The sequence below is a fragment of the Haloarcula taiwanensis genome, from assembly GCA_002844335.1.
In the GTDB taxonomy this organism is placed as follows: domain Archaea; phylum Halobacteriota; class Halobacteria; order Halobacteriales; family Haloarculaceae; genus Haloarcula; species Haloarcula taiwanensis.
In genome coordinates this window covers 731,883-758,124 of sequence record CP019154.1, presented here as the reverse complement: position 1 = coordinate 758,124, position 26,242 = coordinate 731,883, and the positions used below count along the sequence as shown (strand labels likewise).

The following is a 26,242-nucleotide window of genomic DNA, read 5'->3' as shown; positions in this document are numbered from 1 at the left end:
GTCACGAGTTTCGATCCGGCACACATCGATAGTAAGCGTTCCGCTGTCGCTACCTCGGAAGGCGGCATCCCGGTTTCAGTGTCGGTGTTGCTCGGCGTTTCTGTCGCCTTCGGTGCTGAAGAGTCGTCTTCGGTTGTACCGTCAAAGGTCCACCCGCCACAACCGGAGAGAGATTGAGAGGAACTGTCGGCGATTCATGATAGCTGGTGAGACCGGTTGTGTAAGTGTCTTGTGAGGGGCAGGAGAACAGCTACTGGTTTAGCCACGCTATGAGAGGCCAGCATGCCGGGGAACGCTATAGACTGATTGAGTACTGCCACCAGCGAGTTCCCAACCGATCGCAGAGAACAACGGGACAGCGACGGCACTGCTTGCATTTGGACGAAAGCGTAGAATCTGAACAGAGAGGAAACGGTGGCAGCAAGACAGCACTCACGAGCAGCCCGGCGGTCAGAACAATTGCCGCGTCGGTCGTCCAGACCGGCCTCTATCCGCAGATGTTGGCAGTCGCGTACACGTTGCCGGTGTCGGTTATCTCCACGCCGATGCCGACGAGGTTGGCGTTGCGGAGCGTGAGCCGCTCGCGGTAGTCCGGCCACGCCATCCAGTCATCGACAATCTGCCTTGCGACTTCCTTGTCGGTGGCGTGGAACTGCTCCTCGCCGTTCTCCTCGTACGTTTGGCCGGCGACTGTCTTCTCAACCGCCTCGAACCGGTTCCGATCCGGTTGCTCTATGTACTCGCCCTCTGCGGAGTCGAACGTACACCGGTCGTAGAGGCCGGTGTTCTCGTATCGGTCCTTACTGGAGACACCGTCAACCTTGTGGATTGCCTTCCCTTCGATGGCCATCTGCTTGCTGTGGTTCTTTGCCATCTCATTGAGGTCGTTTTCGGTCCGAAGCCCAGATTCGAACGGTGGGACACCCGCGGCTTCGCGTTCCTCGTTGAGGAACTGCCGGATGTAGCTCGAGACGTTCTGTTCGTTGAACTCCCGTGCCGGGATCGACTCCTGCTGTGGGGTCGCTGTCTCGGTCAGTGTCCCGTTTGATTCCGGCGTTGCTGTCGGCGTCGTACTGTTACCGGCTGTCGCCGTCGCCGTTGAACTACCGCCATTACTACCCCCGGTATCGCTCTGTGAATCCGTTGTCTGTGTCGGTGTGTCCGCTGTCCCGCCTGCAAACTGTGCTCCGATAAGAACGCCTGTCCCTAGAGCCACGAGGAGCACCACGGCAGCAATAGCGAGTAACCCTTTCTTTACCATATGCCACGGGTAGATTACAGAGGTATGTAAGCTTGATTCTTCATATATTTCATCCAATTATCACCTTCCCGCTGTCGGCGGTGACGATAACCCATATATGCCACGGGCGGCCACTGCCGGTATGGTCGAGAACGTTATCTGGCCGGCGGCGCTTGACGCCAACCGTTCGCGAAGCGACGGGCGTCGTGTGGCACTAGATTTGGCCGTCGAGGAGCCGACTGTCGACGAGATCGCGAAAGCTGTCCAGCAGGTCGGGTACGACGCGGTCATCGAGCGAGACAAGGCGTATCCACGGGAGTACGAGGCCCGCGGGCGAGTCGTCGTTAAGGACGCGGACGATGCGACGAAAAGCGACCTGCTCGGGGCTGTGGCAGCCTACATGCAGGCGCTCCGTGAATGAAGCGTCTCGGCACCGTTTCGCGGGTCGCACAGGGGCTGGCCGTCGTCCGGGCACCTGACGACGAGTACGCATCCGTTGGAACCGACGTGGTCGACGAGGAACTCCAGGCCGTTGGCTCCGTTGTCGACGTGTTCGGTCCGGTCGAACGCCCGTATCTCGCAGTTTCGCCGAACGATGGCGTACATCTTCCAGCGCTGGTCGGTACGGTCCTGTACGCGAGGTGACACCTTCTGACCTGTCCACACCTGCTTCGTAACGCTCAAGCCGGTTCCTGCAGGACGTGTGTGCATGGAGCGACGGTGGCGAATCCTCGGCGGTTGTGGCCTCATCGCTGGTATCTTCCTGTTCGTCCAGCTCGGTGCGCTGGCGCTGGTCCAGCCCTTCGAATCGGCCGGTTACCAGGCCGTCGAAGACCCGTCTGACCCCACGAACAGCCTCATGTACATCGGGGCGATTCTGGTCGCGACGGCCGTTATGTTGCTTGCCTTCCGCTACGACGTGGACCAGCTTATCCGCGGGCTTATCATCTTCTCTGCAGCCTGGCTCTCTCTGTACGTGTTTCAGGTGCTGGTGCCACCGGTGGTCACCTTCGGCGGCATCAACGTCGTTGCCGGCCTGTTAGCGCTGGGCCTGGGGACGGCGCTGCTGGTCTATCCCGAGTGGTACGTCATCGACGGTGCCGGTGCGGTGATGGGGGCCGGCGCCGCCGGCCTGTTCGGTATCAGTTTCGGGGTGTTGCCAGCGCTCGTCCTGCTAACTGTTCTCGCAGTGTACGATGCGATCAGCGTCTACGGGACTGAGCACATGCTCACGCTGGCCTCGGGCGTTATGGACCTCAGGGTCCCCGTTGTCCTCGTCATTCCGATGACGGTGTCGTACTCCTATCTCGACGCAACGACACCGGACCCGATGGCAGAAGACGAGACGAGTGACGGGTCCCAAACGGCGGACGATGCGGCCGGGGGGCCGGCGACCGCGGAGTCCGGGGCCGGCGCGGATAGTCCAGCAGTTGCGGATGGGAGCCAGCCGGCGGAACATCCCGACGAAGCAGACGAGAGTGCCGACGGTCACGCCGACCCGCTGGAGCGCGACGCGCTGTTTATCGGTCTCGGTGACGCCATCATCCCGTCGATACTCGTCGCCAGCGCCGCGTTCTTCGCCTCGTCGGACGTACTGACGGTACTTGGCATCCCGCTGCCGGCGCTGACCGCGATGGTCGGGTCCTACGTCGGCCTGACGATACTGCTGTGGATGGTGCTGAAAGGGCGCGCACACGCAGGCCTCCCGCTGTTGAACGGTGGAACTATCGCCGGCTACGTCATCGGCGCACTCGCCGCCGGCATCAGTCTGGTCGACGCTCTCGGACTTGGTCCGTACCTCTAAGTCCTGCGACTGTTACCGACCGGTCAGGGCTTTGCTCGCAGGTGCGAATTCGATCTCCTCGCCTCGGCCCTCTGCCTTCGCCCGCTCGTACAGCAGATGACCGGCAGCGACGGTTTCGATGGCTGTACCACCGGAGTCGAAGACTGTAATCTCCTCAGGTGACTGCCGCCCGTGCGCGTTTCCGGCAACGATGTCACCGAGTTCAGCATGGACGTGGTCTTCGTCGACAACTCCCGCGTCGAGGGCGTTGATGAACGACCCGGCATCCTGTGTCACCCGCTCGCGCAGGTCCGGAACGTACGTGGCGCGTTCGATTGTCGTCGCGTCAAGTTCGTTCTTTTCGGGGTGATACTGGCCCATCGCAGTCACGTGGGTTCCCGGTTCGAGCAGGTCGCCGTCGAACACTGGTTCGCTCGCGTTGGTTGCCGTGATGACGACATCGGCCCCTTCGATTGCTGCGGCCGGGGACGCGACGGCCGCCACTGTCGGGTCCAGCGCGTCGTTCATTTCCGCGGCGAAGGACTCCCGGTTACTGGCCGTCGGCGAGTACACCTCGATGCGGTCGAAGTCGCGGACCGTCGCTGTCGCACGGACTTGGCCGCGGGCCTGTGCACCGCTGCCGATGACCGCGAGGTCGCTGGCGTCGCGGCGGGCCAGTGCGTCGACACCGACGGCCCCGGCTGCGCCGGTCTTGTGAGGGTTCATACTTGCACCGTCAAGGACAGCAAGCGGGTCGCCGCTCTCGGCGTTGAAGATCGGGAGCGTAAAGTGTGCATCCCGTCCGTTGAAGCCGGCCGCGTAGGTGTACCCACCCATCGCACCGGTGTCGGGGAGAATCGCGAGATAGCCCGTCAACATACCGGCGGGTTCGTCCGAAAACAGCGTTGTTCTGGGCGTCGCCGGGGCACCGTCGCCACGCTGGCGGTACCCCTCCCGGACGACATCGACGTACTCGGCGGGTTCAGCGAGGTCGGCAACCTCGTCGCTCTGCAGGAACAGCGCTGTCGCATCTGTTGTCATACTCCGTCGTTTGGGCGACCGACTCTTATACTGTCCGGCGGTGACCAATCTGTTCGAGCGGCGCACGGTCAGCGGATGTCTATCAAAAACAGGAGAAGTTATCGACGGGGTGCCGTCTAATCCGCTGTCTGTAGCGGGTCTGACTGCGCGCCTTGCTGGGTCGACGCGTCGCTTGGGACCGGGTCGACGGGGGCACGGACGAACATCGCATGGCCGATGAGGCCAACTGTTACGACAGACGCCATCGGAATCGCCGTCGTCAGTTCGAAGCCGGCAACGAGCAGAGAGGCAGTGATGCCAGCCATGGCGAGCGGAATGAGCCCGAGAATGATGTCGTAATAACCCGTCATAAGTATAAGCTATTTTAGGGCAGCGGAGTATATGAATGTTTCCCTAAAACACGGGATAATGCACACAATGGCCCCTACAAATTTACTCAGTACCCGTCAGGTAACAATCTCATAAGTTATGAGTGGGATAGCAGGGGAAAGTATATGTATTATAATTCCTGTGTACGGTTCACAATATAAGGACAAAGCGGGCAGGTATCGCTAGTCCGCGGCCACAGTCTGCCAGTGGTATCTTCACACAAAAACGAAACTAAGTGGCTACGAACCAGTATACAGTAACCGTTGTACCAGCTATCTGTTTCTCGGGATAAAACCCACCTACACGCCCTTTTTCAGAATTTGAGAACTAGATTAGCGGATTAGTGCCGTGATAATGCCGCCTATTTTCTCCGATGATAACTGGGTCCATGTGCTTATTAGGTACGCAAGGATACGTTAAATCGGAGAAAAACGGAACACCGATTCCAAACGAGACAATGAGCACGAACGCAACGGACAACACGACGGACGCCGCGACCGACGACGAAGAACGACGACGAAGAACGACGATACGCCGAACTGAACATCGGGGACGAGGAATTCGTAATTTACGACCGAGAGAACCACCAAGCATGGATCCAGTCGACAGAGTCGCTTGAAGTCGCCGACCTGCGATAGTCCGTCATCGGCACCGCATCTCCGCTGCGAGCCCTTATTTTGCGATTGCAATCGCGCCCCGCCAGAGCACCAGCAGCACGCCACCGACGAGCACGGATACGAGTGCGAATGTCAGCGCCGCATTACCGGGGAACAGCGCCGTTGACCGAAGGCCCTGTGCGATCCCAACTGCCAGCGTCCACCCCACGATAGTGCGCCCGAGAGCGGTTCGAACCGTCGCGGTTGCGGCGGCGGTGTACAGTCCCCCAAATCCCGCGACGATGAGCCAGCCGATATAAAAGGGCGTCAGCGTCCCGGCGAACCGACCGGGATTGAGTATCGGATTGATACCGTGGGTCACCTCGCCCACGCCGACGAACACGGCAATCGCCAGCAGGTCGCCGACAGCGAGCAGTGCCGTCCGAGTGGACAGTTCGATACGACCGTTCCCCACCGTCGAGACGCTCATACAGGACGTTCCGGCTCCGGACACTTCGCTCTCCCGGATTCGACGACGGCGGCTGGTTCCCTGGAATAGGGACCAGTACTGATTACACTGGGCGGGCCGTTCAGTTGTACCATGGAGTTCACACTGCTCAGTTGGCCCGAGGACGGGCACCGACTCCGACTGGACCACGAGCAGTTCGCGTACGCGGGGAAGTTCGTGATGACTTCGACCGGAAAGGCCGTCGTCGGAGACGATGGGGTCGTGGCCGCGGCTGCGTTCGATGCCGACCGGACGGACCCCGACACGCTCTGTGTCCGGTACATCACCGTTCGGCAGGACCGGCAGGGGGACCGGCTCGGTGCCCGTCTCCTCCGGTTCGTCCGGGAACGGGCCACGGACCGAGGTTTCGAACGGGTGTCCATCGGCGTCAACAACCCCTTTTCGTATCAGGCCGCCTACCGGGCCGGGTTCTGCTTCAGCGGCGCGGAGTCGGGGATGGCCGAACTCGACCTCGTCTGGCCGGGCAACCGCAGTACCGGGCGGTATCAGGCCGGGCTTGACCTGTTCCGCGAGCGCGACCTCTCTCCGGAAGAGGAGTCGTTCCTCGCGGCGAAGGCCGACACCGACCCGCCATCTATCCTCGACGACTGGGCCGACCGGTCGGCCGCACGGACTGACTGAACCGCTCGACCCGTATCATCTCGGCTTGGAGTCGTCCCATCTCCGGGAGATTCAAGCGGCTGTCGGCCGAAGGCCAGTCAATGGGAAACGCTGATTTACGGTCGCTTGCGGCGCTGTCGGACGTGTCGTTCGGCGACCTCGGCGGGAGCGTCGTTGCGGTGGACGCCCACAACTGGCTCTATCGCTATCTGACGACGACAGTGAAGTTCACCAGTGAGTCGAAATACACCACCAGCGACGGCGAGGAGGTGGCAAACCTCATCGGCGTCGTTCAGGGCCTGCCGAAGTTCTTCGAACACGACATGACGCCGGTGTTCGTCTTCGACGGGGCAGTCACCGATCTCAAAGACGATGAGGTCGAGAAGCGCCGCGAACAGCGAGAGCGGTACGAGTCCGAACTCGAAGCGGCCCGCGAAGCGGGTGACAGCACCCGTGTCGCCAAGCTCGACTCGCGAACCCAGCGACTGACCGACACTATCGTCGATACGACGCGGGACCTGCTTGCGCTACTCGATGTCCCGATTGTCGACGCTCCGGCGGAAGGCGAGGGGCAGGCGTCGGTGATGGCCCGGCGGGGCGACGTGGACTACGTCGGGACCGAGGACTACGACGCCCTGCTCTTCGGTGCGCCGATGACACTCCGCCAGATTACGTCGAAGGGTGACCCCGAGCTGATGGACTTCGAGGCCACGCTCGAAACCCACGACCTCACCTGGGAGCAACTGGTCGACGCCGCCATCCTGATGGGGACGGACTTCAACGAGGGTATCTCCGGCATCGGACCGAAGACCGCGGTCAAGGAACTCCGCGAGCACGGCGACCTCTACGCCGTGCTGGACGCCCGTGGCGACCACATCGACCACGCCGACCGCATCCGGGACCTGTTTCTCGACCCCGCCGTCACCGACGACTACGAGATTCCGGACAGCCTCGACCCGGACGTCGACGCCGCCCGCGCGTTCGTCACCGAGCAGTGGGAGGTCGACGCCGACGAGGTCGCCCGCGGGTTCGAGCGCATCGACGACTCGGTCGTCCAGACCGGGCTGGACCGGTGGGCGTGACAGCGAAAAGCCACGGCCGACCAGTAGCGCACTAAAAACGACTCCGGACGATTTCAGTTCAGACGACCGATTCGACCGTTTCGATCTCGTCGAGCTTGCGGTTCCGGATGGCCTCGCCACTGACCGTGTCGAAGAGGTGAATCGCGTTCTCGGGGAACCGGACTTTGACGCGCTGGCCGGCCTTGAGCTGTTTCATCCCACCGACCGTCGCGATAAACTGGTCGTCCATCGACTCGTCGAACTGCAGGTGGGCCGTGTTCTCGTTTCCGCGTGGCTCGACGACGTGGACCGTCGAATCGAACACGTTCGGACCGGCGTCGCTCTGAACGAACTCGATGTCTTCGGGTCGGATGCCGAGCGTGATGTCAGTCGTTCCTTCCACCTGAGCGACCGTCTCGTCGCTGAGTTCGTACTCGAACCACTCGCCTTTGAGCGTCGACCCCTCCAGCGTCATCGGGAAGAAGTTCATCGACGGCTCGCCGATGAAGCCGGCGACGAAGAGGTTGTTCGGCTCGTGGTAACACTCGAGCGGCGTCGCACACTGCTGGAGGACGCCGTCGTTGAGGATGGCGATGCGATCGCTCATCGTCATCGCCTCCGTCTGGTCGTGGGTGACGTACACCGTCGTCACGTCGAGGTCGTGCTGGAGTTCCTGCAGTTCGGTCCGCATCTCGGCTTTGAGCTTCGCGTCAAGATTCGCCAGCGGCTCGTCCATCAGGAACACTTCGGGGTCTCGGACAATCGCGCGGCCCAGCGCCACGCGCTGTTGCTGGCCGCCCGAGAGTTCGCCGGGCTTGCGGTCGATGAGGTCGAAGATGCCCATGTCCTTACACGCCTGCTCGACGCGCTCGTTGATCTCGTCGTCAGGCATGTCCGTCGATTCCTCCAGCCCGAACGCCATGTTCTCCCGCACGGTCATGTGGGGGTACAGGGCGTAGGACTGGAACACCATCGCCACGTTCCGGCGGGCCGGCGGCTGGTCGTTGATGATCTGGCCGTCCAGCCGGATCTCGCCGCGCGTGATGTCTTCGAGCCCGGCAATCATCCGCAGCGTCGTCGATTTCCCGCAGCCAGATGGACCGACGACACAGAGGAACTCGCCGTCCTCGATGTCGACCGATACCTCATCAACCGCGATGATTTCGCCGTCGTCGTCTTGGAACGTCTTCGTTACCTCGTCCAGTGTGAGTTGTGCCATTGTGAATATCTCCGTGATTATTCTCCAGCGACGCCTTTCGCGAACTGTTCGCCGAACAGGATGTAGACGAGCAGCGTCGGAAGTGCTGCGACGATGGCCCCTGCCATCGTGGTGTTAAACGACTGGACGACCCCGCCAGTGAGCGCCGCGAGGCGCTGGGTCGCCACCTGCGAAGCCGGTTCGTTGACGAGTACGAGCGCGAACAACAGGTCGTTGTACACCTGCGTGAACTGGTAGATGAGCGTCACCGCGAACATCGGCAGCGACAGCGGGAGGATGATGTTGCGGTAGATGCTGAACGCGCTCGCGCCGTCGAGGCGAGCGGCCTCAATCATCTCGTCGGAGATGGTCTGATAGTACGACCGGAACAGCAGCGTACAGATCGGAATACCGTACGCCGCGTGTGTGATCGACAGCTGCAGCAGCTGTACGTACCCGTTACGGCTCGGATACTGCCAGTTACCGCCCGTGATGAAGCCAAAGACGGTGTTGACGAAGCCGTTGAGCAGCCCCGGAAGCACCTGGAACCAAAACTGTGACAGCGGGACCAGCACGGCCTGATAGGGGATGAAGATGCCCGCGATGATGAGGACGACCACGCCGACCTGGCCGCGCCAGCTAATCGTCGTCAGTCCGTACGCAGTCAGGCTCCCGAGCAGCGCCGACATGAGCGTCGCGGGAATCGCCATCAGCAGCGAGTTCAGCAGTCCCGGCCGAAGCGTGTTCCAGGCAGTGGCGAGCGCACTGAGTGTGAAGCCGTCACCGCCCGGCGGCGCGAACGGGAGCGTTCGGGCGAACGCGCTCTCGGTCTTGAACATCGTCATCACGGCCGTCTCCACCGGGAAGAGGTAGAAGACGATGCCCGCCAGCAGGAGGGCATACAGGCCGAGACGGCTATTCTCTGTACTTCGGAGTTCGTCGATGAAACCTCCGTCTCTAATGCTCATAGTTCACCCCGTCGGTATTCGCTGTAGAGGTACGGTCCGATGACCAGCAGTGCGAGAGCAAACAGCACGATAGCGACGGCGGACCCGTACGCCCACTGCAGGCTGTCGAACGCGACCCGATACATCATCGTCGCCAGAATGTCCATATTCGCCCCCGGCTGTGAGCCACGGAGCGCGTAGATGAAGTCGAACGCTTTCAGCGCAAACACCATCAGCACCACTGACGCAGACACGGCGGAGGCGCGGAGTTGCGGGATGATTACCCGTGCATACAGCCGCACTGTGGACGCGCCGTCGACCCGCGCAGCCTCGTAGTGTTCGGTCGGAATCGCTCGGAGGCCAGCGAGGAAGACGACCATCGCGTAGCCGCTGAACTGCCAGATGAGCGCGAAGATGACCGCCGCCAGCGCGGTCGTGTTCCAGGAGAGCCACTGAATAACCTCGGCGTTGACCCCGGCCGGGCGGAGCAGTCCCACGATGGCTCCTTCGAGGTTGAACAACCGGAGGAACTGATTGAGCACGCCGTTGCGGGCGTTGTACACCCACGCCCACATCGTCGCCGTGACGACGAACGAGAGGCTCATCGGGAGCAGGTAGATGGTCCGGAACGTATTCTCGAAACGTATCTGCTGATCGATGAGGATGGCCACGAACAGGCCAAGCGCCAGACAGAGGACGGTGAACACGACAAGCAACACTACCGTGTTCTGTGCCGCCTGCCAGAACGCCCCATCGCTCAGCAGACGGCTGTACATGCTGAAGTCGAGAGTCTCGTACTGCGCACCGCCAAGACCGTTGTAGTCAGTCAGCGACAGGAGGAAGTTCCAGGCGATAGCGCCGTAGACGAAAAAGCCCGCAAACAGGACTGGCGGCAGCCAGAACGGGGCGGATTCGATGAGTTCCCACTCGACCGGCAGTGAGTTCCGGATCGAGTCTCTCCGGGTCGTTTTCACCGTCGCTCCGCCGTCTGTTGCCAGTTGATCGCCGTCCGATTCGTCTCTCGATACCGCCGACCGGAGCCGACCCCCGGTGGCGAGGAGTCTACTGAGTATCTCGCGCATGGTTTGTCAGTGGTTCGCCGACGTGAGTTCGCCGTCCATCGTCCCGACGGATGTGTCGTCAGTCACATAGGCTCGCCAGCCAGCACGCGCGGAAACCACGCGATCCGCACAGCCTGTCGCACCAACACAGGCTGGCGGCCGACGTGGGTACGCTGGGTGACGGGTGTGCCATCCCGTCGTCGTGCCGGACGGGCGAGCGGTTGCAACGCGGCGGGTACACCGGCTGCGAGCGATCGCGAGGGTCACGTCCGTCGGTGTCCCATTGGCCCCGACAGCCGACGACGGCAGCAACACACTGCAGTCACCGGATGTCGTGGGGCATCGGTCATGAACGTCTCTGTGGCGTCGAACTCATGGTAAGTGGAGAGAGATTCTACTTAATATTTCCGAATGATAATACACGTTTATCCAAGTCCTGAGTTCTGAACCCCACGGTCTCTGCTGGCTGACTAGGGACTCGGTGCAGCCCGTGAGTGACTGTCCCGGCGGTTACGGGGCTGTACCGAGTGCTGTCCCGACTCGTACCGGTGGGTTTTACGACCGGGCGGACCACCCCCCGGACGTATGACCGACGAGTACCGGACAGAGCAGGATAGCCTCGGTGAGATGCAGGTGCCAGCCGACGCGTACTGGGGGGCCCAGACCCAGCGCGCCGTCGAGAACTTCCCAATCAGCGACGTTACTTTCGGGCGGCGGTTCATCCGCGCCCTCGGCGTCGTGAAGAAGGCGGCCGCACAGGCGAACCGCGACCTCGGAACGATTCCGGAGGACAAAGCGGACTGTATCGTTGAAGCCGCCGACGAGGTCATCGCCGGCGAGCACGACGACCAGTTCCCCGTCGACGTGTTCCAGACCGGGTCGGGCACGTCCTCGAACATGAACGCCAACGAGGTCATCTCGAACCGCGCCACCGAACTGTACGGCGGCGACATCGGGACCCGCGAGATTCACCCGAACGACCACGTCAACTTCGGCCAGTCCAGCAACGACGTGATTCCGACGGCGATGCACGTCGCCTCGCTGGAGGCGGTCGAGAAAGACGTAATTCCCGGCCTGAAGACGCTGCGCGACGAACTCAAAGCCAAGGAAGACGAGTTCGAGAACGTCGTCAAGACCGGCCGGACCCACCTGCAGGATGCGACCCCGGTGACGCTCGGTCAGGAGTTCTCCGGCTACCGCACGCAGGTAGAGAAAGGCATCTCCCGCGTTCAAGACGTTCACGGTCGCCTCTCCGAGCTCGCGCTCGGTGGGACCGCGGTCGGGACCGGGCTGAACACGCATCCCGAGTTCCCGGCGAAGGCCGCCGAGTACATCAGCGAGGAAACCGGGCTGGAGTTCCGCGAAGCGGACAACCACTTCGAGGCCCAGGCCGCCCACGACGCAATGTCCGAAGCCCACGGTGCGCTCCGGACGGTCGCCGGCTCGCTGAACAAGATCGCCAACGACCTCCGACTGCTCGCCTCCGGCCCGCGTAACGGCCTCGGCGAGATCGACCAGCCGGAGAACCAGCCCGGTTCCTCGATTATGCCCGGGAAGATCAACCCCGTCGTCGCTGAGGCGGTCAATCAGGTCCACAAACAGGTCGTCGGCAACGACGCAGCCGTCTCGGCCGGCGCGGCCGAGGGCCAGATAGACCTGAACCTCTACAAGCCCGTGCTGGCATCGAACTTCCTGCAGTCGGCCAAGCTCATCGCCAACAGCAGCGCGGTGTTCGGCGAGAAGTTCGTCGCCAAGCTCGAGGCCGACGCCGACCACTGCGCCGAGCGCGTCGAACAGAGCATGGCGCTGGCGACGGCGCTCAACCCTGCCATCGGCTACGACAAGGCGAGCAAGGTCGCGAAGAAAGCACTCGCCGAGGAGAAGACCATCCGCGAGGTTGTTCTGGAAGAGGGCTATCTCGACGAGGACGAGGTCGACGACGTGCTCGACCCCGAGAAGATGACGAAGCGTGGTATCCTCGGCGACGAGTAGCGAGGAAGCGACCGTAGGGAGCTTCCTCGAAAATGCGAGCGGCGCAACCGGAGGGAGCGGCCCTCGATAACGCGAACGGCTGGGAACCAGCATCGGGCCACCGCGACCGATGTCTATACGTGGGACTCGTCGTCGAGGACGTAGCGGCTCTCGGGGTAGCGCTCGCCGCCGATCTCGGTTTCGCTTTGGTCGGCGAACTCGAACCCGAATCCCTCGTAGAACTCGGCTCCCGGCTCGTTCGCCGTGAGCACCATCGCGTTGACCCGCTCGATGTCGTGCTCGAACAGCTCCTCGCAGGTCCGTTCTAGCAGCGACCGGCCGATTCCCTCGCGCCTGTAGTCGGGATGGACGTACAGCCGGAGAATATACCCCGCACGGTCGGTTTCGTGCCACGTCGCGTGTGCGAACCCGACGACGCGCTCTTCGCGCTCTGCGACCAGCAGGATGGTTTGCGATTCGACCAGTTCCGATTCGATCTGTTCGGTCGAATACCAGTCTCGAACGCCGTCCTCGGCCGTCTCGCGGGTGAGGATATCCGGGTAATCCGTCTTCCAGGCCGCTGTCGCGACCTGATTGATGGCCGTTACATCGTCCGGAGTTGCCAGTCTGATTGTCATGTGAAAACGTATGTCATAGTCTGTGAAATGTTTTCCCGCGTCAAGTGGTGCGAGATAGCAGGTCTTGCCTCACCGACTGGGTATGGTCGGCAAAACCGGGTGCCGGACATATGTATTCATAATGTTTTTTGATTAGAGATTCTGAACTGTGGGACAAATGCGTTACTCCGAAACGTTGCAGCTGTTCGACCAGGCCTGTGAGTTCCCCGCTGACCACGCCGCTGTCGTTCAGCAACTCGGCGACGTCGAACTGGTCGCCCAGAACGGCGACTCGGTCGAAATGAGTGAAGTATTGGCCCGGACCAGCGAGGCCACCTACCAGTCCCCAGAGGGGCTGTACAACTCTCTGGTCGGGAATCTGGACGACGACTTCATCGGCCGGAAGTACTACGACGACCGGGCCGGGAGCACGTCCGGAACTGACGAAGTTCGAACCGAGACAGACCGTCTGTAGCCGCTGGGCTGTGGTGTCGGGTGCTGTCCGCACTCAGTTCGCTGGCGTCGATTCGTTGAGCCACGTCGGCCGCTGCACTGTCGTCTCGCCGATGTCCTCGTACCAGAAGCTGTATTCGACAATGCGATCTTCGGTTCGGTACCAGACGCTGAATCGGCGGACGAGGCCGGCAGGCTCGACCAGCAGTTCGACACGAAACTCCGTCAGCTGTTCGGTCGCCGGAATATCGCCGCCGGACCCACGAATCCGGTAGGCTCGGCTGCCGTCCCGCGTGACGACGGTCGTGGTACTCTGGTTGACCACCGCGTAGCGGTTCAGGTAGAATGCTGTCCGGTAGGCGTACTTGTCTCGGCTGAACTGCACCTCACCGCGCTGGCGTTCAACAGTGCCGTTGTCACGGCGTTCATACCAGTTGGTGCCGTCGGCGTAGGTCGACTGTTCGTACCGCTCGACAGTCGCGTTCGAGTCGGTCGTCATCCTGACCAGTTCGTCGCGGTACCGCGTTGGCGATTCGACGGTCACAGTTTCGGCGCGCCGGACGGAACTGCTGTCGTTCCCGATCCTGAACTCGCTGTAGCGTTCGTTCAGCGTGTATGTAGTGCCGTTGACCGCCTGCCGATGAGCCGCCGCCAAGAGGGCGATGTTTTCGAGCCGGTCGGTAGTCACGCCGGGCGGCGGGTCCAGCGTCGGTACCGTGTCCGACTCCGCCGCAGTCGGAACCGGGGCCGGCGTGACAGTGGGCCGGTCGGCGTTGTCAGCATCGACAAAGGCGTTACAGCCGGCTGTCAGGAGCAGGACAGTCACCGCAGCTGTCGACAGCCAGCGCATATTGACAGTGAGGGAGACACGGTCAAAAGCGCGGCGGCGAGCGCGGGAAGGGTGCGTTTTTTGGCCCCCGGTCCCGGACACCCCGACAATGACTGAGTACGACTACGAGGAGCTGGGGCTTGTCGCCGGCTTGGAGATCCACCAGCAACTCGACACCGCGACGAAACTGTTCTGTGACTGTCCGACGACGACCCGCGAACCCGAGGAGAGCGAGCGCTCCTTTACCCGCTATCTGCACCCGACCAAGAGCGAACTCGGGGAGATAGACGAGGCGGCGCTAGAAGAGAGCATGGTCGACCGCGAATTCGAGTACCTAGCCTATGACACGACCTGCCTCGTCGAGGAGGACGACGAGCCACCCCACCGCGTCGACCGTGAGGCGATGGAGACGACGCTCGAAATCGCCCAGCTACTGGATATGTCCGTCGTCGACCAGGTGAACGTCATGCGGAAAATCGTCGTCGACGGCTCGAACACCACGGGGTTCCAGCGCTCGATGCTGGTCGCCAACGACGGAGCCATCGAGACGAGCGCCGGCCCGGTCGGCATCGAGGACATACTGCTGGAGGAAGAGTCCTGCCAGCGCGTCGAGGAGACCGACGACGGCGTGCGCTTCTCCCTGGACCGCCTGGGCATCCCGCTGGTCGAAATCGGGACCAAGCCGGACATCAGTTCGCCCGAACAGGCCCGCGAGGCCGCCGAGCGTATCGGGATGTTGCTCCGATCGACCGGGAAGGTCAAGCGCGGCCTCGGGACCATCCGCCAGGACGTGAACGTCTCCATCGCCGAGGGCGCGCGCATCGAACTGAAGGGCGTCCAGAGCCTCGACGACATCGACGACCTCGTCCGCAACGAGGTCCGCCGGCAGGTCGAACTGCTGGATATCGCCGAGAAACTCACTGCGCGCGACGCTTCGGTGGGTGAGCCACAGGACGTGACCGACGTGTTCGAGGATACGGACTCAGGCGTTATCGAGGGCGCACTCTCCTCGGGCGGCGAGGTACAGGGCCTCCTGCTTTCGGGCTTTGACGGCCTCGTCGGCCGCGAGATTCAACCCGACCGGCGGCTCGGGACAGAACTGTCCGACCACGCCAAGCGCCACGGCGCGGGCGGCATCTTCCACACCGACGAACTCCCGGCCTACGGCGTCACCGAGGCAGAGGTCGAGGCCCTGCGGGACGCCGTCGGCGCGGGTCCCGAGGACGCCGTCGCCATCGTCGCCGACGACCCAGAAACCGCCGAGCTGGCCATCGACGCCGTTGCCGAGCGAGCCGAAACCGCGCTCGAAGGCGTCCCCGAAGAAACGCGAGATGCGAACGAGGACGCCACGTCGCGGTACCTCCGCCCGCTCCCGGGCGCGGCGCGGATGTACCCCGAGACAGACGTGCCCCCGGTCGAGCCCGACGTAACCGAAGTCGAGACGCCGGAACTGCTCACCGAGAAGGTCGACCGGTACGAAAGCGAGTTCGACCTCGGCTCCGGCCTCGCCGAGCAGGTCGCCTACGGCCAGCGATGGCCGCTGTTCGAGGCGCTGGTCGAGGGTGAGGGTGTCGACCCGACGCTGGCCGCCGGCACGCTGGAGTCGACGCTGACCGAACTCCGTCGCGACGACGTGCCCGTTGAGAACCTCACCGACGAGCACCTTCGAGAGGCGATTCTGCTGGTCGACGGCGGTGACGTGCCCCGAGAGGGCATCGAGGACCTGCTGACGGCGCTCGCCGAGGACCCGTCGCTGACGGCCGAGGAAGCCGTCGAACAGGAGGGACTGGGCGGCGTCGACGAGTCGGAGGTCCGGGACGCCGTTGTCGATGTCGTCGAGCGTCACGAAGACCAGGTCGCTGAGGAGGGAATGGGCGCGTTCTCGGCGCTGATGGGCGAGTGCATGGGCGCACTCCGCGGCAAAGCTGACGGCGATACGGTGAGCGACGTGTTGCGTTCGGAGATACAGAAGCGGGCTTAATTGCTTCGCTCGGGCTGCAAGGAGTCGATATCGACGGCGTTCGAGGTCAGTCCGTTACCGCTTGCCGACAGGTCGTGCTCGAGTGTCGATTCGAGCAGCGGAACGAGAGCCGGCGCGTTCGGCCCGATATCGACGATATCTTCCGACTGGTTGTACTGGACGACACCGGCATCGACCAGCCGCGGAAGGTGGTTGTGATAGAGTGCCGTGTAAATCGTGAGCCGCTCGTCGCGGTACTGTTTAGCCGGTGTTCCGTGTTCGAACTCGGTCACCGTGTCCGCGAGCACAGCCAGTGAAACCGGTGTCGTGTACTGTGACAGCCCGTACAGAAGGTATCGCCGATAGTGCGACGACAGGAGCGACAGTCGGTCGTCCAGCGGAAGCGAGTCGGGAATCTCGGTTTGTTTCGTATTCATTTTGTCTGGTATGGAACTGGATGGGGACAGGTATCGTGTCAGGTTTGGAGTGGTTCGAATGCTATTGGGCCACGGTACGCTCGTGCTCACGGTCGTCGGCAACGTCTCCGGTATCCGCGAGGGCGTTGACACGGTCGACGACGCGGTGGACCGTTCCATCTCGCGTGCAGGGTGCGACGTGCTGGAGGTCTCCGTCAGCGTATTCAGCGAGGGCAAGCGTCGGCAGCGTGATGACATTGACCGACTCGTCGGAAACCATGTTCGTCACCGGGTGCTGCCAGTCGAAGGCGTCAAGCGAGGCATCGGAGTCGCGCTCCCACTGTTCGAACATCGAAAGGCGCTCCAGCAGGTGTCGGCCCTCCGCAGTCCGCTGTGCGAGTCGTGGTTCGATCCGGCGTCCCCAGATCAGTATCGACAGGTCCTCGATACGGCCAGCGCTTTCGAGAGCCTGTAACCGGTCGAGCACGTAGTGCTGGTGTTGTCTTGCGTCTTCCGGACACAGGGACCGGAAGAACAGTTCGACGCGAACAGGATTGACAGTGGAATCCATAGTGAGGTGGTGCGTATCCTGTGGATCGCTACAGCGGTAACTGTCCTAAGTACTCTCTCTAGGCCCCTAGAATAAATCGGAGCAAACCCGAACCATGGCTGATATATCCGGGCCACTCGATTAGTAGTTAGTATATGAATATGTGGTACTTTCTCTGTCAGGTCGGCATTCAGTTACGGCTTTTCGTAGCCCGATAGACCGTTATTCGAGATGTATTCATCGCGTGCATGTGTTCGGAAGAAATATTAACAATCTAACTAGACACCGGGCGTTAAGTAGCTCGCCGCTACAGTTGATGCATGGTTCCAAGTGTCGTGGATGGCCACGATATCCCTGCCCTGTACGGGCCAGCCATCGATACACTGCCGCTCATGTTTGCGATTGTAGATTCGTCCGGGGTGATCCTCTCGACGAACGAGACGTGGCACGAGTTTGGTCGGGCAAACGGAACAGGGCTGACGCCGAGTACGCTCGGCAGGAACTATCTCGACGTTGCTGACACGGCCGACGATACGACCGGGCAACAGGCGGCGGACGGCATCAGGGCCGTCCTCGCTGGCGAGCAGGCCTCGTTCGAACTTGAATACCCGTGTCACACTGAGTCGGCGAAACGGTGGTTCCGGTTGTACGCCGCTCCGTTCACTATCGACGGTGCGACGTTTGCGTCCATCGCACATATCGACATCACAGCCCGGAAACAGCGGGAGTTGGCCCTCGAATCGGCCTACGAGGTCTGTACCGACTCGGACCGGACGTTCACTGACCAGCTCGACGCGCTGTTAGAACTCGGCTGTGAAACGCTCGGTTCGCCGTTCGGGACCCTCTCCCGGGTCCACGGCGACGAGTACGTGTTCGAAGCAGTCACTACACCGTCGTCTGCCGACCTCGAAGCCGGCAGAACAACCAGCATCGAGACACTCCCGAACTGCAGACACGTCGTCGAACACCGCGAACCGCTCGCTATCGGCGATGTTGCAGCGGACGCCCCGGCGCTCGCTGACTCGGAGTGGGGCATTGAGAACTACATTGGCGCGCCCGTCGTCGTTGACGGGGCCGTGTACGGGACGTTCTGCTTTTACGGACTGGAGCCGCGCGCGGCGCCGTACACGCAGTGGGACCTGACGTTCGTCCGGTTGCTCTCCGACTGGGCGGGCTACGAACTCGAACGACAGCGCCACACGGAACAGCGCGATGCATTGAACATCGCCCTTCCGGACCCCAGTTACATTATCGACGCGGAGGGGCGATTTCTCGACTGTCTGACCGACCCCGAGACGATGCTGAAGGTAGATGAGACGGACACGCTTGTCGGCCAGACGCTACACGAGTTTCTTCCCCGCGACACCGCTGATTCGCTACTGGCGACTGTTCGTGTAGCCCTGCGGACCGGGTCGTTTCAGTCCGTGGAGTACAGACTGCAGACTCCCGGTGACAAGCGATGGTTCGAAGCGCGGGTTGCACCGCTGCAAAGTCGCGCGTACGACCTCGATACTGTCATCTTCGTCGCTCGGGACATCACCGCTCACAAAGACCGCGAGGCCGAACTCGAACGCCAGCGAGACGAACTCAGACAGGCACAGCGGCTCAACGTACTGGGTCGAGAAATTGCGAAAGCGCTACAGGACACACAGACGCGCGAGGAGATCGAATCGGCGGTGTGTGCACACCTCACTGAATCAGACCTGTACCAGGCCGTGTGGGCCGGAAGCCGCGGGAGTGCAACCCAGATAACACTGGGTGCCGCCGCTGGGATTGCCACGGCGACGCCGGAGCAGATTTCGCCCGGCGAGCACAGTCTTGCCATAGATGCTATCGAGACCGGTGAGGTACAGGTCGTTGCGGACATCGCCGACGTGTCGACCCAGTCGGACACCGAGATGGACCGCCCGCTAATCGCAGCCCACTGCTCCGTCGCGGCAGTTCCCCTGACAACTGGCCAGACCACGTACGGCGTCCTGATGGTGTACGCATCGACCGACACCACGATTGGCTGTCGTGAGTCGGACATCCTTGGCGATCTGGGGCGGCTTATCGCACTGTCCATCCAGCGCGTCCACAGTCAGCAGTCGCTGCAGTCGGCGACGACCGTCGAGCTAGAGTTCCTGACGCCAGATTCCGACGACATCTTCGCCAGCCTCTCCGCGATGCTTGACTGTTCGTTCACACTCGAACGGCGCGTCCCGACCAGTTCCGGACGCAGCCTCCACTACGTTCGCGTCAGCGGGGTCGGCACTGACCAGGTGAGCCAGGCGCTCACTGGGCTGCCGTCGGTCGAATCCTGTGCCGTCGTCGAGACTGCGTCGGAGAACCGAGCGCCCCTGCTTGAAGTCACGCTCGACAAGATATCCGCATCGCCGCTTGACACTCTCATAGATTACGGCGGGGCGGTGCGGCAGGCCGTGGCGGCGGACGGCGACCTGCAGTTCACAGCAGAGATGGCACCGGATATCAACGTCCGCGCCGTCGTTGAAGCGGTCCAAGAGGTAACGCCCGGGACGGAGCTCCGGAGCAAGCAGTACGTCGACCAGCCGGTCTCGACGGTGACGGACTTCCGGACACGGATACGCGACCGGCTGACGCCAAAACAGGCCGCCGCGCTCAAAACCGCCTACGCACGCGGCTACTACGACTGGCCGCGAGGGAGCGCCGCGGAGGAACTGGCCGAGACGCTCGACATCTCTGCGCCGACCCTGCACTACCGGTTGCGGAAAGCCCACGACGCCGTCATCGGGGCGCTGTTTGACTCCGGAAGCGGCCCCGAGACACTCGACTGAAGATTAGTCGTCTTCGGCACGCTCGATTCGCTGCCGGGCCTGCCGAAACAGGCCCCGGAGCGTCTTCGTCTCCCGACCGGTCGGTTGCGCACGCCCGAGTACCCGACGGAACAGCCGGCGGGCTTTGTGCTGTTTTTCTCTGGGGTGGCCGATAGCCCGCAGGAACCGGTCGAACTCCTCGTGTAGTCCCTCGACGGCCGGCGTCTCGGCGAGGGTGTGCAGTTCCTCGGGGTGCTGGTTCGCGTCGACAGTCAGTTCGCGGAGTTCGTAGAGAACGATGGTGGCCGCCTGCCCGAGGTTCAACACCGGATACGACGCGCTGGCCGGGATAGAGCAGATAACATCCAGCTGTGCGAGTTCGTCGTTGGAGAGTCCGACACGCTCGCGACCGAAGACGACACAGATGTCTCCTTCGACATCCCGGAGCGAGTCAGCCAAGTCGGCCGGGGTCGTCGCCGGATACCGGACGTGGTTGGCCGGGTCCTCGTTCGTCGTCGCCGTGCAGGCGACAGTGTGGTAGTTCTCGACGATGTCGTCAAACGTCACTGTCCGGGCGTTCGGCAGAATGTCGTCACGGGCTTGCCCGGCGAAGCCGTACGCCTCGCCGTCCGGGTCTAGCTCCGGTGGGTCAACGAGCAACAGCTCTGAGAGGCCGAAGTTCTTCATCGAGCGGGCGATGGTGCCGACGTTGCCCGGCGTCTCCGCGTCGACGACAGCGACAGATATCATACGTCCAGGTCGCTGAGGTCCATGTCGATTGTGTCGAGGTCCGCTTCGTCCATCTGCTTGACCTCCTCTTCGAGCCCCGGAATCGCTTCGTCCCTGTCGGGGGCCTCCGGCAGCGCTGTCGGCTCCTCATCGACGTGTTCGAGGCCGACGTACCCCTCCGGGGCGCGATTCCCGTCGAGGAACCACTCGTGGAAGGCCGAGGCCAGCTCAGTATCGCCAGCGTAGGTCTCGCCACCCGCCTCGCGGAACCAGTAGATGAAGTCTGTCTCGTGGTCCGAGCAGACAACCACCTCGCCCATCGGCTCGCCGTAAATCGCGTCCGCGACGTTGCACTGTTCGATGTCTTCGTCACCGTGAATCAGCCAGCAGGCGTCACAGGGGTCGACGACCCGTTCTGCGAGCACCAGCAACCGTTGTCGGGTCTCCGGTTCCATCGTCTTGAGCGGCCGGACCCGTCCGTCCGACCCGAGCACGTCCTCGTCGAAACGCCAGCCCCGAAGCCCGATATTGACTTTGCCCATATCTCAAGATGGGAGAGTCCCAGACTAAAAGAGCGCGATGTGTCGGACGAACAGTGCCGGCCCGTCCGCGCTCCATCGTAGCCCCGGGGTGTGAGACGGGTGCCCGAACCGGTTACACGCTGTGGTGACTCGAAACGTAGACAGTTCTAGGTAAATTTAACATAATTATTCGACCTAGCATTCGCAATCGGCGTCCAAATCAGGCAAAAGTATCAAGCCCGCCCAAACATTTATACGTGATTGGCTTTTCTCCGTAAAAGAACACATGGAACGGCCGACGCGCCAGCGGGATTCTGAACAGGAGGAACGCGAGGAGGAGTCCGAGAGCACGGGCCAGCAGACCTGCCCAGAGTGTGAGTCGGAGTCCATATCTAGCGACGGCGGTGGAGAGCTCGTCTGCGAGGACTGTGGCCTGGTCATCGAAGACGAGAACATCGACCGCGGGCCGGAGTGGCGGGCATTCAATCACTCTGAACGCCAGTCCAAGTCACGCGTCGGAGCCCCCACGACCCAGACGATGCACGATAAGGGGCTGACCACACAGATCGACTGGAAGGACAAGGACGCCTACGGTCGGTCGCTCTCCTCGGAGAAGCGGAGCCAGATGCACCGCCTCCGGAAGTGGCAGGAACGCATCCGGACCAAAGACGCCGGCGAGCGGAACCTGCAGTTCGCGCTGTCGGAAATCGACCGAATGGCCAGCGCACTCGGCGTTCCTCGCTCGGTTCGGGAGGTCGCTTCGGTCATCTACCGGCGCGCGCTCAACGAGGACCTCATCCGCGGACGCTCCATCGAGGGCGTCGCCACCGCCTGCCTGTACGCGGCCTGTCGTCAGGAAGGCATCCCACGCAGCTTAGAAGAGGTGTCGGACGTTTCCCGGGTCGAGCAGAAGGAGATCGGGCGGACCTATCGGTACGTTGCCCAGGAACTCGAACTGAAGATGGAGCCGGTCGATCCCAAGCAGTACGTCCCGCGGTTTGCGTCCGAGCTGGAACTCTCAGAGGAGGTCCAGTCGAAGGCCAACGAAATCATCGACACTACCGCCGAGCAGGGCCTGCTCTCGGGGAAATCACCTACCGGCTACGCTGCTGCGGCCATCTACGCCGCCTCGCTGCTCTGTAACGAGAAGAAGACCCAGCGCGAGGTCGCCGACGTGGCCCAGGTGACGGAGGTCACCATCCGGAACCGGTATCAGGAGCAGATCGAAGCGATGGGCATCCACTGACTGGCCGCGCTCTGTTCACTCGATGGTCTCGCTTCCGCTGTTCGTACGGTACTGCCAGCTGTAGCACGGCACAGGCAGTCGGTACAGTAGCACGGAACGTGTAGAGCTATCTGTCTGGGCAGCGAACTGTCGGTATGCCTGTTTCCCCCTCGCAGAAACGGATCGCACTCCTCGTCATCGGGCTGGTGATCCTCTTTGCACCCGCGCTGTTTGTCCTCGCGACACTTGAGTTTCTCATCCTGTCCGGCAACCTCGCGCTCAGCGATATTTCGCTCCTCGAATTCGTCGAGTTGTATCTTATCGACCTCGTGCTGTTCGTCCTGCTCGGGTACGGCGTCTACCGGCTGACGTTCTGGCTGATCCAAGACCGGCTTCCAGACGCACTTGCTACCGTAGACGAGACCGAGGTCGCCGGCGCGACTGACGACACAGAGACCAGCGGGACCGTCAGTGAGGAGCAATCCTGACTGGCACCCACTCTGAGGCGCTACAACGACGTAGAGTGACTCTCTCGCAGAACGAGGACCACACAACCCCGTCGGCGTTCGCATTTTCGGGAGCCGTTTACCGCACACGCCTCCCGGGTTCTCCGTGCGTGTCTTTCAGAGTGATCGCTCTCGCTAGTCTCCCGCAACCGCTGTCGGCTCCTCGGCAGTCTCACCGACTGAGCCGAGATCAATCATCGCCAGCAAAGCAATGACGCCGAAGCCGACTTTGGTTACCACGTCAAGGTAGACGATCACGAGCGTCGCAGTCTCAACGTCCATTAGCCCCAGTCCCGCCGCACCGAGCAGCCACACAACTGGGTACACCAGCCAGAGAACGACGACGAAGTTCCGGAGCGTGCGGTACAGGCTGATCTCGATGTCGGACAGAGTCGACTTCGCAGCCACCGCGATGTTGCCATAGAGCAGGTAGATGACGCCACCGAACAGCGCTGCGCCGACCGCGAACAGCAGGTAGCTCACTGGCGACGCAGTGATGGCACCGGCAAAGCCGAAGACGATAGTCAACGCCTGCAGGACGACGAGTTTCACCGTGTCCTGCCGGCTCGCGCCAGCGAGCAGTGCCAGGAACCAGACGTTGAGCGGCGTCGTCAATAGCCAGTCGACATAACGGATCACGTACACCGTATGGCCGCCACTCTGTATCGACCCGAAGCCAAGCGCCATCAGCGCGTAGGCGACGATGGCGATACCCGGGATTGCGATCAACAGCAGGTACCGCTTCCGTGTCTCTTCTGGGACGAGCGTGTAGCCGTACGCCAGCACCGCCGTCCCGAGCAGTTCACCCAGTAGTCCCAGTATGAACCAGGTCGTTATCGTTGCCATTGTTAGTCGTCCCCCACTGCGGCCGTGCTATCAGAACCCGTCCCGGCGGAGCTCTCGACGGTAAAGCGGTCCAGTAGCGATTCGAGGTCGTCAGCCCGCTGTCGGAGCTCTGTCGCGGAGTCTGACACTTCGTCGATGGACGCGGACTGGTCCTGTGCGGCACCGGCCACGGTGTCGGCCTCCGTCGCCGTCTGCTGACTGATCGTCGTCAGGTCGTCGATGGTCCCCATCACGTCCTGTGCAGTCCGGGCCTGCTCCTCGGTCGCCCGGTCGATCTCCTGAATGCCGGTGTCGACCTCCTCGGTGTACTCGACGATGGTCTCCAGCGCGTCGACGGTCTCCTCGACCGTCGAGACGCCTTCGGTGATCCGGGCACTGGTCGACTCCATCGTCTCGACGGTGTCGCCGGCCTGCTCCTGAATGCCCTCGATGCGCTGTTCGATGTCGGCGGCGGCCTCTTTGGTCTCCTCAGCGAGGCCCTTGATCTCGTCCGCGACGACGGCGAACCCGTCGCCGTCTCCGTCAGCGTGGGCGGCCTCGATGGAGGCGTTCAGCGCGAGCATGTTCGTCTGCTCGACAATGCTTGTGATGACGCCGACGATTTCGCCGATCTCGTCGAGCTCCTCGTCAAGCGCGTTGATCTCCGCGACGGTCTCGCCGGTCTCGTCCTCGATGGCACTCATCTCCGAGATAGCTTCCTGTGCGGCTTCGCGGCCGTCCTCGCCGACCTCTGCGGCCGACTGGGACGTGTCGGCGACCTGCTGAGCAGAGGAGGCGACTTGCTGTGCGGTCGCCGAGAGATTCTGCATCTCGGCAGCCGCCGATTCGAGGCCTTCGTTTTGCTCGGTCGTGCCCTCGAAAATCTCGTTTATCGACTTCGACACCTGCTTGCTGGCCTGGTCAACTCGTTCCGCGTTCGAGTTGACGCGGTCGCTAGACTGGATGACGTTGGCCGCGAACGCCTTCATGTCCGCGATGGTGTCTTCGAGCGCATCCAGCGTGGTGTTGATATCCTCACCGACCTCGGCCATCGCCTCGTTCATGCTGTCGGTGTCCACCCGCGCGGTGAGGTCGCCATCGGCGGCGGCCTCCAGCGCGTCGCTGTACTGCTGGGCCTTGAGTTCGAGGTGGCCGGTCAGCGCCTCCATCTCGTTGCGCTCGGATTCGACTTCCTCGCGAGCCGCCTGTGCTTGCTCTTTGGCCTCTTCGGCCTCCTGCCGGGCAGTTTCGGCCTCGGAAATCTGCGTTCGGAGGTTCGTCCGCATGTTGTCGAAGGCCGTGTACAGCGTTCCGAACTCGTCTTCGCGCGACGTATCGAGGTCGACGTCAAGCTCACCATCGGCCATCGATTCGGCCTTCACCGAAAGCCGCCGTAGCGACGCAATCGTGTTTCCACCGATCGTGACCCCGATGAGCCCGAGGTTGACGACAGCGAGTAGTATGAGCGCGATGAGGTCGGAGTTGATCTGATCGCTCAGCGCGTAGGCGACCTCCGGGTCGGAGTGGACCATGACGACCCAGTCCTTCGATTCGAGGCGGTTCAGCCCCATCAACATACGGTCTGTTTCGTGGAAGGCGCTCTCGCCGGGTTCAAGTGTCCCCAGCGGGTTCGACTCCATCTGTGAAATCGGTGCTGTCGACCCGATCATCGAGATGTTGGGGTGGGAAACGAACTCGCCCTCGGTGTTGACGACCGTGGTAAATGACCCATCGCGCTGGTTCGATATCTGATCGGCCTTCTCTCGGAGGTCGATCATATACACGAGCGCCCTGTCATCGTCTCCGGGAACGGGCGAAACGACAGCAACTATCGGATGGTCGACGACCGAGACAGAGAACGGCTCTGTCACGTGGGTATCATCGGCGTCGTTGAACTGTGGCGGGTCCGTCGCGAACGGGGCCCCCTGCTCGGCAGCGTTGACCCCGACGAAGTCCTGATTCGAACTGGCGCGAATCTCGTTTGTCTCGGTGTCGAAGTAGTGCACTGCAACGACACCGGGTGGCAGTTCCTCGTTGGACCGGAGCTCCTCCAGTCGTTGCTGTTTCTCCGTGGCCGTTCCGTCAGTAAACACGGGAAGTCGTGACACCGACCGGACATTCCGGCGCGATGTTGTCAACCATTCGTCCAATTGTTCGGCTTGCGTCTCTGACAGCGCCGTAATGTCGTCTGCCACGTCTTCCTCGAGAGTGGCGGACGCCTGCACGCTTGTCAGGACCCCAACAGCGATAATGACAATTATCGCAAATGAAAGTGCCAGCCCGAGTCTGGCAGCGTAACTGCCAGCAATAAAACTCGGGAGCGGCGAGTCCCTATCTGGTTCCATCATCCAATGCTATGCAAACATCCTAATAAAGGGTTGGTGCGCAATTTTCACCGTTGATAAACGACATGGCCAACTGTGGTAATCCGTCGCCCCGGC

26 protein-coding genes and 1 pseudogene are annotated in these 26,242 nt (G+C 62.2%); 12 read left to right on the top strand and 15 right to left on the bottom strand.

What is annotated here, in order from left to right; genetic code table 11:
• Nucleotides 1–487: 487 nt before the first annotated feature.
• Entirely contained in the window at nt 488–1,261 is a 774-nt protein-coding gene (locus tag BVU17_03945; protein ID AUG46713.1) for a hypothetical protein, read from the bottom strand.
• A gap of 121 nt (nt 1,262–1,382) precedes the next feature.
• Between BVU17_03945 and BVU17_03940 the strand changes: the two genes are divergently transcribed.
• The 3 genes from BVU17_03940 (at nt 1,383) to BVU17_03930 (ending at nt 3,044) form a co-directional block, all read left to right on the top strand.
• Nucleotides 1,383–1,661, top strand: a complete 279-nt coding sequence (locus BVU17_03940) for a signal recognition particle protein Srp19 (GenBank protein AUG46712.1) — start codon at nt 1,383–1,385, stop codon at nt 1,659–1,661.
• A complete protein-coding gene (locus tag BVU17_03935) occupies nt 1,658–1,885 on the top strand; it encodes an H/ACA RNA-protein complex protein Gar1 (GenBank protein ID AUG46711.1) in 228 nt (75 codons plus the stop codon). Before BVU17_03940 ends, BVU17_03935 begins: the two co-directional genes overlap by 4 nt.
• A 64-nt stretch (nt 1,886–1,949) precedes the next feature.
• Nucleotides 1,950–3,044: a hypothetical protein gene (locus BVU17_03930; protein ID AUG46710.1), complete on the top strand. Its 1,095-nt coding sequence runs from the start codon at nt 1,950–1,952 to the stop codon at nt 3,042–3,044.
• A 12-nt stretch (nt 3,045–3,056) separates the two neighbouring features.
• On the opposite strand, the gene BVU17_03925 is transcribed toward BVU17_03930, so the two are convergent.
• Nucleotides 3,057–4,064, bottom strand: a complete 1,008-nt coding sequence (locus BVU17_03925) for an ornithine cyclodeaminase (protein AUG46709.1) — start codon at nt 4,062–4,064, stop codon at nt 3,057–3,059.
• Between the two features lie 116 nt (nt 4,065–4,180).
• Nucleotides 4,181–4,414 (bottom strand): hypothetical protein, encoded by a 234-nt coding sequence (locus tag BVU17_03920; GenBank protein AUG46708.1) that lies wholly within the window; start codon nt 4,412–4,414, stop codon nt 4,181–4,183.
• Between the two features lie 476 nt (nt 4,415–4,890).
• Here BVU17_03920 and BVU17_03915 point away from each other — a divergent pair.
• Nucleotides 4,891–5,071, top strand: a pseudogene (locus BVU17_03915) (hypothetical protein).
• 34 nt (nt 5,072–5,105) lie between these two features.
• Here the strand turns inward: BVU17_03915 and BVU17_03910 are convergent.
• Nucleotides 5,106–5,519, bottom strand: a complete 414-nt coding sequence (locus tag BVU17_03910; GenBank protein ID AUG46707.1) for a hypothetical protein — start codon at nt 5,517–5,519, stop codon at nt 5,106–5,108.
• Between the two features lie 111 nt (nt 5,520–5,630).
• Between BVU17_03910 and BVU17_03905 the strand changes: the two genes are divergently transcribed.
• A complete protein-coding gene (locus tag BVU17_03905; protein ID AUG46706.1) occupies nt 5,631–6,179 on the top strand; it encodes a GNAT family N-acetyltransferase in 549 nt (182 codons plus the stop codon).
• Nucleotides 6,180–6,259: 80 nt separating this feature from the next.
• A complete protein-coding gene (locus BVU17_03900) occupies nt 6,260–7,240 on the top strand; it encodes a flap endonuclease-1 (protein ID AUG46705.1) in 981 nt (326 codons plus the stop codon).
• A gap of 58 nt (nt 7,241–7,298) precedes the next feature.
• Here BVU17_03900 and BVU17_03895 read toward each other — a convergent pair whose 3' ends face one another.
• The 3 genes from BVU17_03895 to BVU17_03885 are packed head-to-tail and all read right to left on the bottom strand — an operon-like array spanning nt 7,299 to nt 10,446.
• Entirely contained in the window at nt 7,299–8,438 is a 1,140-nt protein-coding gene (locus tag BVU17_03895) for a sugar ABC transporter ATP-binding protein (GenBank protein AUG46704.1), read from the bottom strand.
• A gap of 17 nt (nt 8,439–8,455) precedes the next feature.
• Entirely contained in the window at nt 8,456–9,385 is a 930-nt protein-coding gene (locus BVU17_03890; protein ID AUG46703.1) for an ABC transporter permease, read from the bottom strand.
• Nucleotides 9,382–10,446, bottom strand: a complete 1,065-nt coding sequence (locus BVU17_03885) for an ABC transporter permease (GenBank protein ID AUG46702.1) — start codon at nt 10,444–10,446, stop codon at nt 9,382–9,384. The genes BVU17_03890 and BVU17_03885 overlap by 4 nt, the downstream gene beginning before the upstream one ends.
• Nucleotides 10,447–11,010: 564 nt before the next feature.
• Here BVU17_03885 and aspA point away from each other — a divergent pair.
• A complete protein-coding gene (aspA, locus tag BVU17_03880; GenBank protein AUG46701.1) occupies nt 11,011–12,417 on the top strand; it encodes an aspartate ammonia-lyase in 1,407 nt (468 codons plus the stop codon).
• 113 nt (nt 12,418–12,530) lie between these two features.
• On the opposite strand, the gene BVU17_03875 is transcribed toward aspA, so the two are convergent.
• Nucleotides 12,531–13,034, bottom strand: a complete 504-nt coding sequence (locus tag BVU17_03875; protein AUG46700.1) for a GNAT family N-acetyltransferase — start codon at nt 13,032–13,034, stop codon at nt 12,531–12,533.
• A gap of 157 nt (nt 13,035–13,191) precedes the next feature.
• On the opposite strand from BVU17_03875, the gene BVU17_03870 reads away from it, so the two are divergent.
• Entirely contained in the window at nt 13,192–13,488 is a 297-nt protein-coding gene (locus BVU17_03870; protein ID AUG46699.1) for a hypothetical protein, read from the top strand.
• 33 nt (nt 13,489–13,521) lie between these two features.
• Here the strand turns inward: BVU17_03870 and BVU17_03865 are convergent, their stop codons facing one another.
• The gene (locus BVU17_03865) at nt 13,522–14,316 is read right to left on the bottom strand and encodes a hypothetical protein (protein AUG46698.1); all 795 of its coding nucleotides are present in this window, start codon (nt 14,314–14,316) and stop codon (nt 13,522–13,524) included.
• 88 nt (nt 14,317–14,404) lie between these two features.
• On the opposite strand from BVU17_03865, the gene BVU17_03860 reads away from it, so the two are divergent.
• Nucleotides 14,405–16,276: a glutamyl-tRNA(Gln) amidotransferase subunit E gene (locus tag BVU17_03860; protein ID AUG46697.1), complete on the top strand. Its 1,872-nt coding sequence runs from the start codon at nt 14,405–14,407 to the stop codon at nt 16,274–16,276.
• Here the strand turns inward: BVU17_03860 and BVU17_03855 are convergent.
• Nucleotides 16,273–16,692 (bottom strand): hypothetical protein, encoded by a 420-nt coding sequence (locus tag BVU17_03855; GenBank protein ID AUG46696.1) that lies wholly within the window; start codon nt 16,690–16,692, stop codon nt 16,273–16,275. The genes BVU17_03860 and BVU17_03855 overlap by 4 nt on opposite strands.
• A gap of 61 nt (nt 16,693–16,753) precedes the next feature.
• Nucleotides 16,754–17,242 (bottom strand): hypothetical protein, encoded by a 489-nt coding sequence (locus BVU17_03850; protein ID AUG46695.1) that lies wholly within the window; start codon nt 17,240–17,242, stop codon nt 16,754–16,756.
• Between the two features lie 299 nt (nt 17,243–17,541).
• Between BVU17_03850 and BVU17_03845 the strand changes: the two genes are divergently transcribed.
• Nucleotides 17,542–20,016 (top strand): bacterio-opsin activator, encoded by a 2,475-nt coding sequence (locus BVU17_03845; GenBank protein AUG46694.1) that lies wholly within the window; start codon nt 17,542–17,544, stop codon nt 20,014–20,016.
• 3 nt (nt 20,017–20,019) lie between these two features.
• On the opposite strand, the gene BVU17_03840 is transcribed toward BVU17_03845, so the two are convergent.
• On the bottom strand, nt 20,020–20,745 hold the full coding sequence (locus BVU17_03840; protein ID AUG46693.1) for an RNA methyltransferase: 726 nt from the start codon (nt 20,743–20,745) through the stop codon (nt 20,020–20,022).
• Nucleotides 20,742–21,266 (bottom strand): hypothetical protein, encoded by a 525-nt coding sequence (locus BVU17_03835; GenBank protein ID AUG46692.1) that lies wholly within the window; start codon nt 21,264–21,266, stop codon nt 20,742–20,744. Before BVU17_03835 ends, BVU17_03840 begins: the two co-directional genes overlap by 4 nt.
• Nucleotides 21,267–21,531: 265 nt before the next feature.
• Here BVU17_03835 and BVU17_03830 point away from each other — a divergent pair, with 265 nt between their 5' ends.
• Nucleotides 21,532–22,491, top strand: coding sequence for a transcription initiation factor IIB 3 (locus BVU17_03830; GenBank protein AUG46691.1), 960 nt, complete (start codon nt 21,532–21,534; stop codon nt 22,489–22,491).
• Nucleotides 22,492–22,625: 134 nt separating this feature from the next.
• Nucleotides 22,626–22,958, top strand: coding sequence for a hypothetical protein (locus tag BVU17_03825; GenBank protein ID AUG46690.1), 333 nt, complete (start codon nt 22,626–22,628; stop codon nt 22,956–22,958).
• Nucleotides 22,959–23,111: 153 nt separating this feature from the next.
• On the opposite strand, the gene BVU17_03820 is transcribed toward BVU17_03825, so the two are convergent.
• Together BVU17_03820 and BVU17_03815 are read right to left on the bottom strand one after the other, a co-directional pair.
• Nucleotides 23,112–23,822, bottom strand: a complete 711-nt coding sequence (locus BVU17_03820; GenBank protein AUG46689.1) for a sensory rhodopsin-2 — start codon at nt 23,820–23,822, stop codon at nt 23,112–23,114.
• Between the two features lie 2 nt (nt 23,823–23,824).
• Nucleotides 23,825–26,026 carry a histidine kinase gene (locus BVU17_03815; protein AUG48831.1) on the bottom strand — a complete coding sequence of 734 codons (2,202 nt, stop codon included), beginning with the start codon at nt 26,024–26,026 and terminating at the stop codon, nt 23,825–23,827.
• Nucleotides 26,027–26,242: the final 216 nt, after the last annotated feature.

What these genes read in the sequence shown, in the direction of transcription:
- aspA (AUG46701.1), top strand. Translation starts at nt 11,011, where the DNA reads ATGACCGACGAGTACCGGACAGAGCAGGATAGCCTCGGTGAGATGCAG.
- BVU17_03870 (AUG46699.1), top strand. Translation starts at nt 13,192, where the DNA reads ATGCGTTACTCCGAAACGTTGCAGCTGTTCGACCAGGCCTGTGAGTTC.
- BVU17_03895 (AUG46704.1), bottom strand. Translation starts at nt 8,438, where the DNA reads ATGGCACAACTCACACTGGACGAGGTAACGAAGACGTTCCAAGACGAC.
- BVU17_03835 (AUG46692.1), bottom strand. Translation starts at nt 21,266, where the DNA reads ATGGGCAAAGTCAATATCGGGCTTCGGGGCTGGCGTTTCGACGAGGAC.
- BVU17_03910 (AUG46707.1), bottom strand. Translation starts at nt 5,519, where the DNA reads ATGAGCGTCTCGACGGTGGGGAACGGTCGTATCGAACTGTCCACTCGG.
- BVU17_03865 (AUG46698.1), bottom strand. Translation starts at nt 14,316, where the DNA reads ATGCGCTGGCTGTCGACAGCTGCGGTGACTGTCCTGCTCCTGACAGCC.
- BVU17_03905 (AUG46706.1), top strand. Translation starts at nt 5,631, where the DNA reads ATGGAGTTCACACTGCTCAGTTGGCCCGAGGACGGGCACCGACTCCGA.
- BVU17_03920 (AUG46708.1), bottom strand. Translation starts at nt 4,414, where the DNA reads ATGACGGGTTATTACGACATCATTCTCGGGCTCATTCCGCTCGCCATG.
- BVU17_03890 (AUG46703.1), bottom strand. Translation starts at nt 9,385, where the DNA reads ATGAGCATTAGAGACGGAGGTTTCATCGACGAACTCCGAAGTACAGAG.
- BVU17_03825 (AUG46690.1), top strand. Translation starts at nt 22,626, where the DNA reads ATGCCTGTTTCCCCCTCGCAGAAACGGATCGCACTCCTCGTCATCGGG.
- BVU17_03945 (AUG46713.1), bottom strand. Translation starts at nt 1,261, where the DNA reads ATGGTAAAGAAAGGGTTACTCGCTATTGCTGCCGTGGTGCTCCTCGTG.
- BVU17_03855 (AUG46696.1), bottom strand. Translation starts at nt 16,692, where the DNA reads ATGAATACGAAACAAACCGAGATTCCCGACTCGCTTCCGCTGGACGAC.
- BVU17_03845 (AUG46694.1), top strand. Translation starts at nt 17,542, where the DNA reads ATGGTTCCAAGTGTCGTGGATGGCCACGATATCCCTGCCCTGTACGGG.
- BVU17_03925 (AUG46709.1), bottom strand. Translation starts at nt 4,064, where the DNA reads ATGACAACAGATGCGACAGCGCTGTTCCTGCAGAGCGACGAGGTTGCC.
- BVU17_03875 (AUG46700.1), bottom strand. Translation starts at nt 13,034, where the DNA reads ATGACAATCAGACTGGCAACTCCGGACGATGTAACGGCCATCAATCAG.
- BVU17_03885 (AUG46702.1), bottom strand. Translation starts at nt 10,446, where the DNA reads ATGCGCGAGATACTCAGTAGACTCCTCGCCACCGGGGGTCGGCTCCGG.
- BVU17_03830 (AUG46691.1), top strand. Translation starts at nt 21,532, where the DNA reads ATGGAACGGCCGACGCGCCAGCGGGATTCTGAACAGGAGGAACGCGAG.
- BVU17_03900 (AUG46705.1), top strand. Translation starts at nt 6,260, where the DNA reads ATGGGAAACGCTGATTTACGGTCGCTTGCGGCGCTGTCGGACGTGTCG.
- BVU17_03840 (AUG46693.1), bottom strand. Translation starts at nt 20,745, where the DNA reads ATGATATCTGTCGCTGTCGTCGACGCGGAGACGCCGGGCAACGTCGGC.
- BVU17_03935 (AUG46711.1), top strand. Translation starts at nt 1,658, where the DNA reads ATGAAGCGTCTCGGCACCGTTTCGCGGGTCGCACAGGGGCTGGCCGTC.
- BVU17_03940 (AUG46712.1), top strand. Translation starts at nt 1,383, where the DNA reads ATGGTCGAGAACGTTATCTGGCCGGCGGCGCTTGACGCCAACCGTTCG.
- BVU17_03930 (AUG46710.1), top strand. Translation starts at nt 1,950, where the DNA reads ATGGAGCGACGGTGGCGAATCCTCGGCGGTTGTGGCCTCATCGCTGGT.
- BVU17_03860 (AUG46697.1), top strand. Translation starts at nt 14,405, where the DNA reads ATGACTGAGTACGACTACGAGGAGCTGGGGCTTGTCGCCGGCTTGGAG.
- BVU17_03850 (AUG46695.1), bottom strand. Translation starts at nt 17,242, where the DNA reads ATGGATTCCACTGTCAATCCTGTTCGCGTCGAACTGTTCTTCCGGTCC.
- BVU17_03820 (AUG46689.1), bottom strand. Translation starts at nt 23,822, where the DNA reads ATGGCAACGATAACGACCTGGTTCATACTGGGACTACTGGGTGAACTG.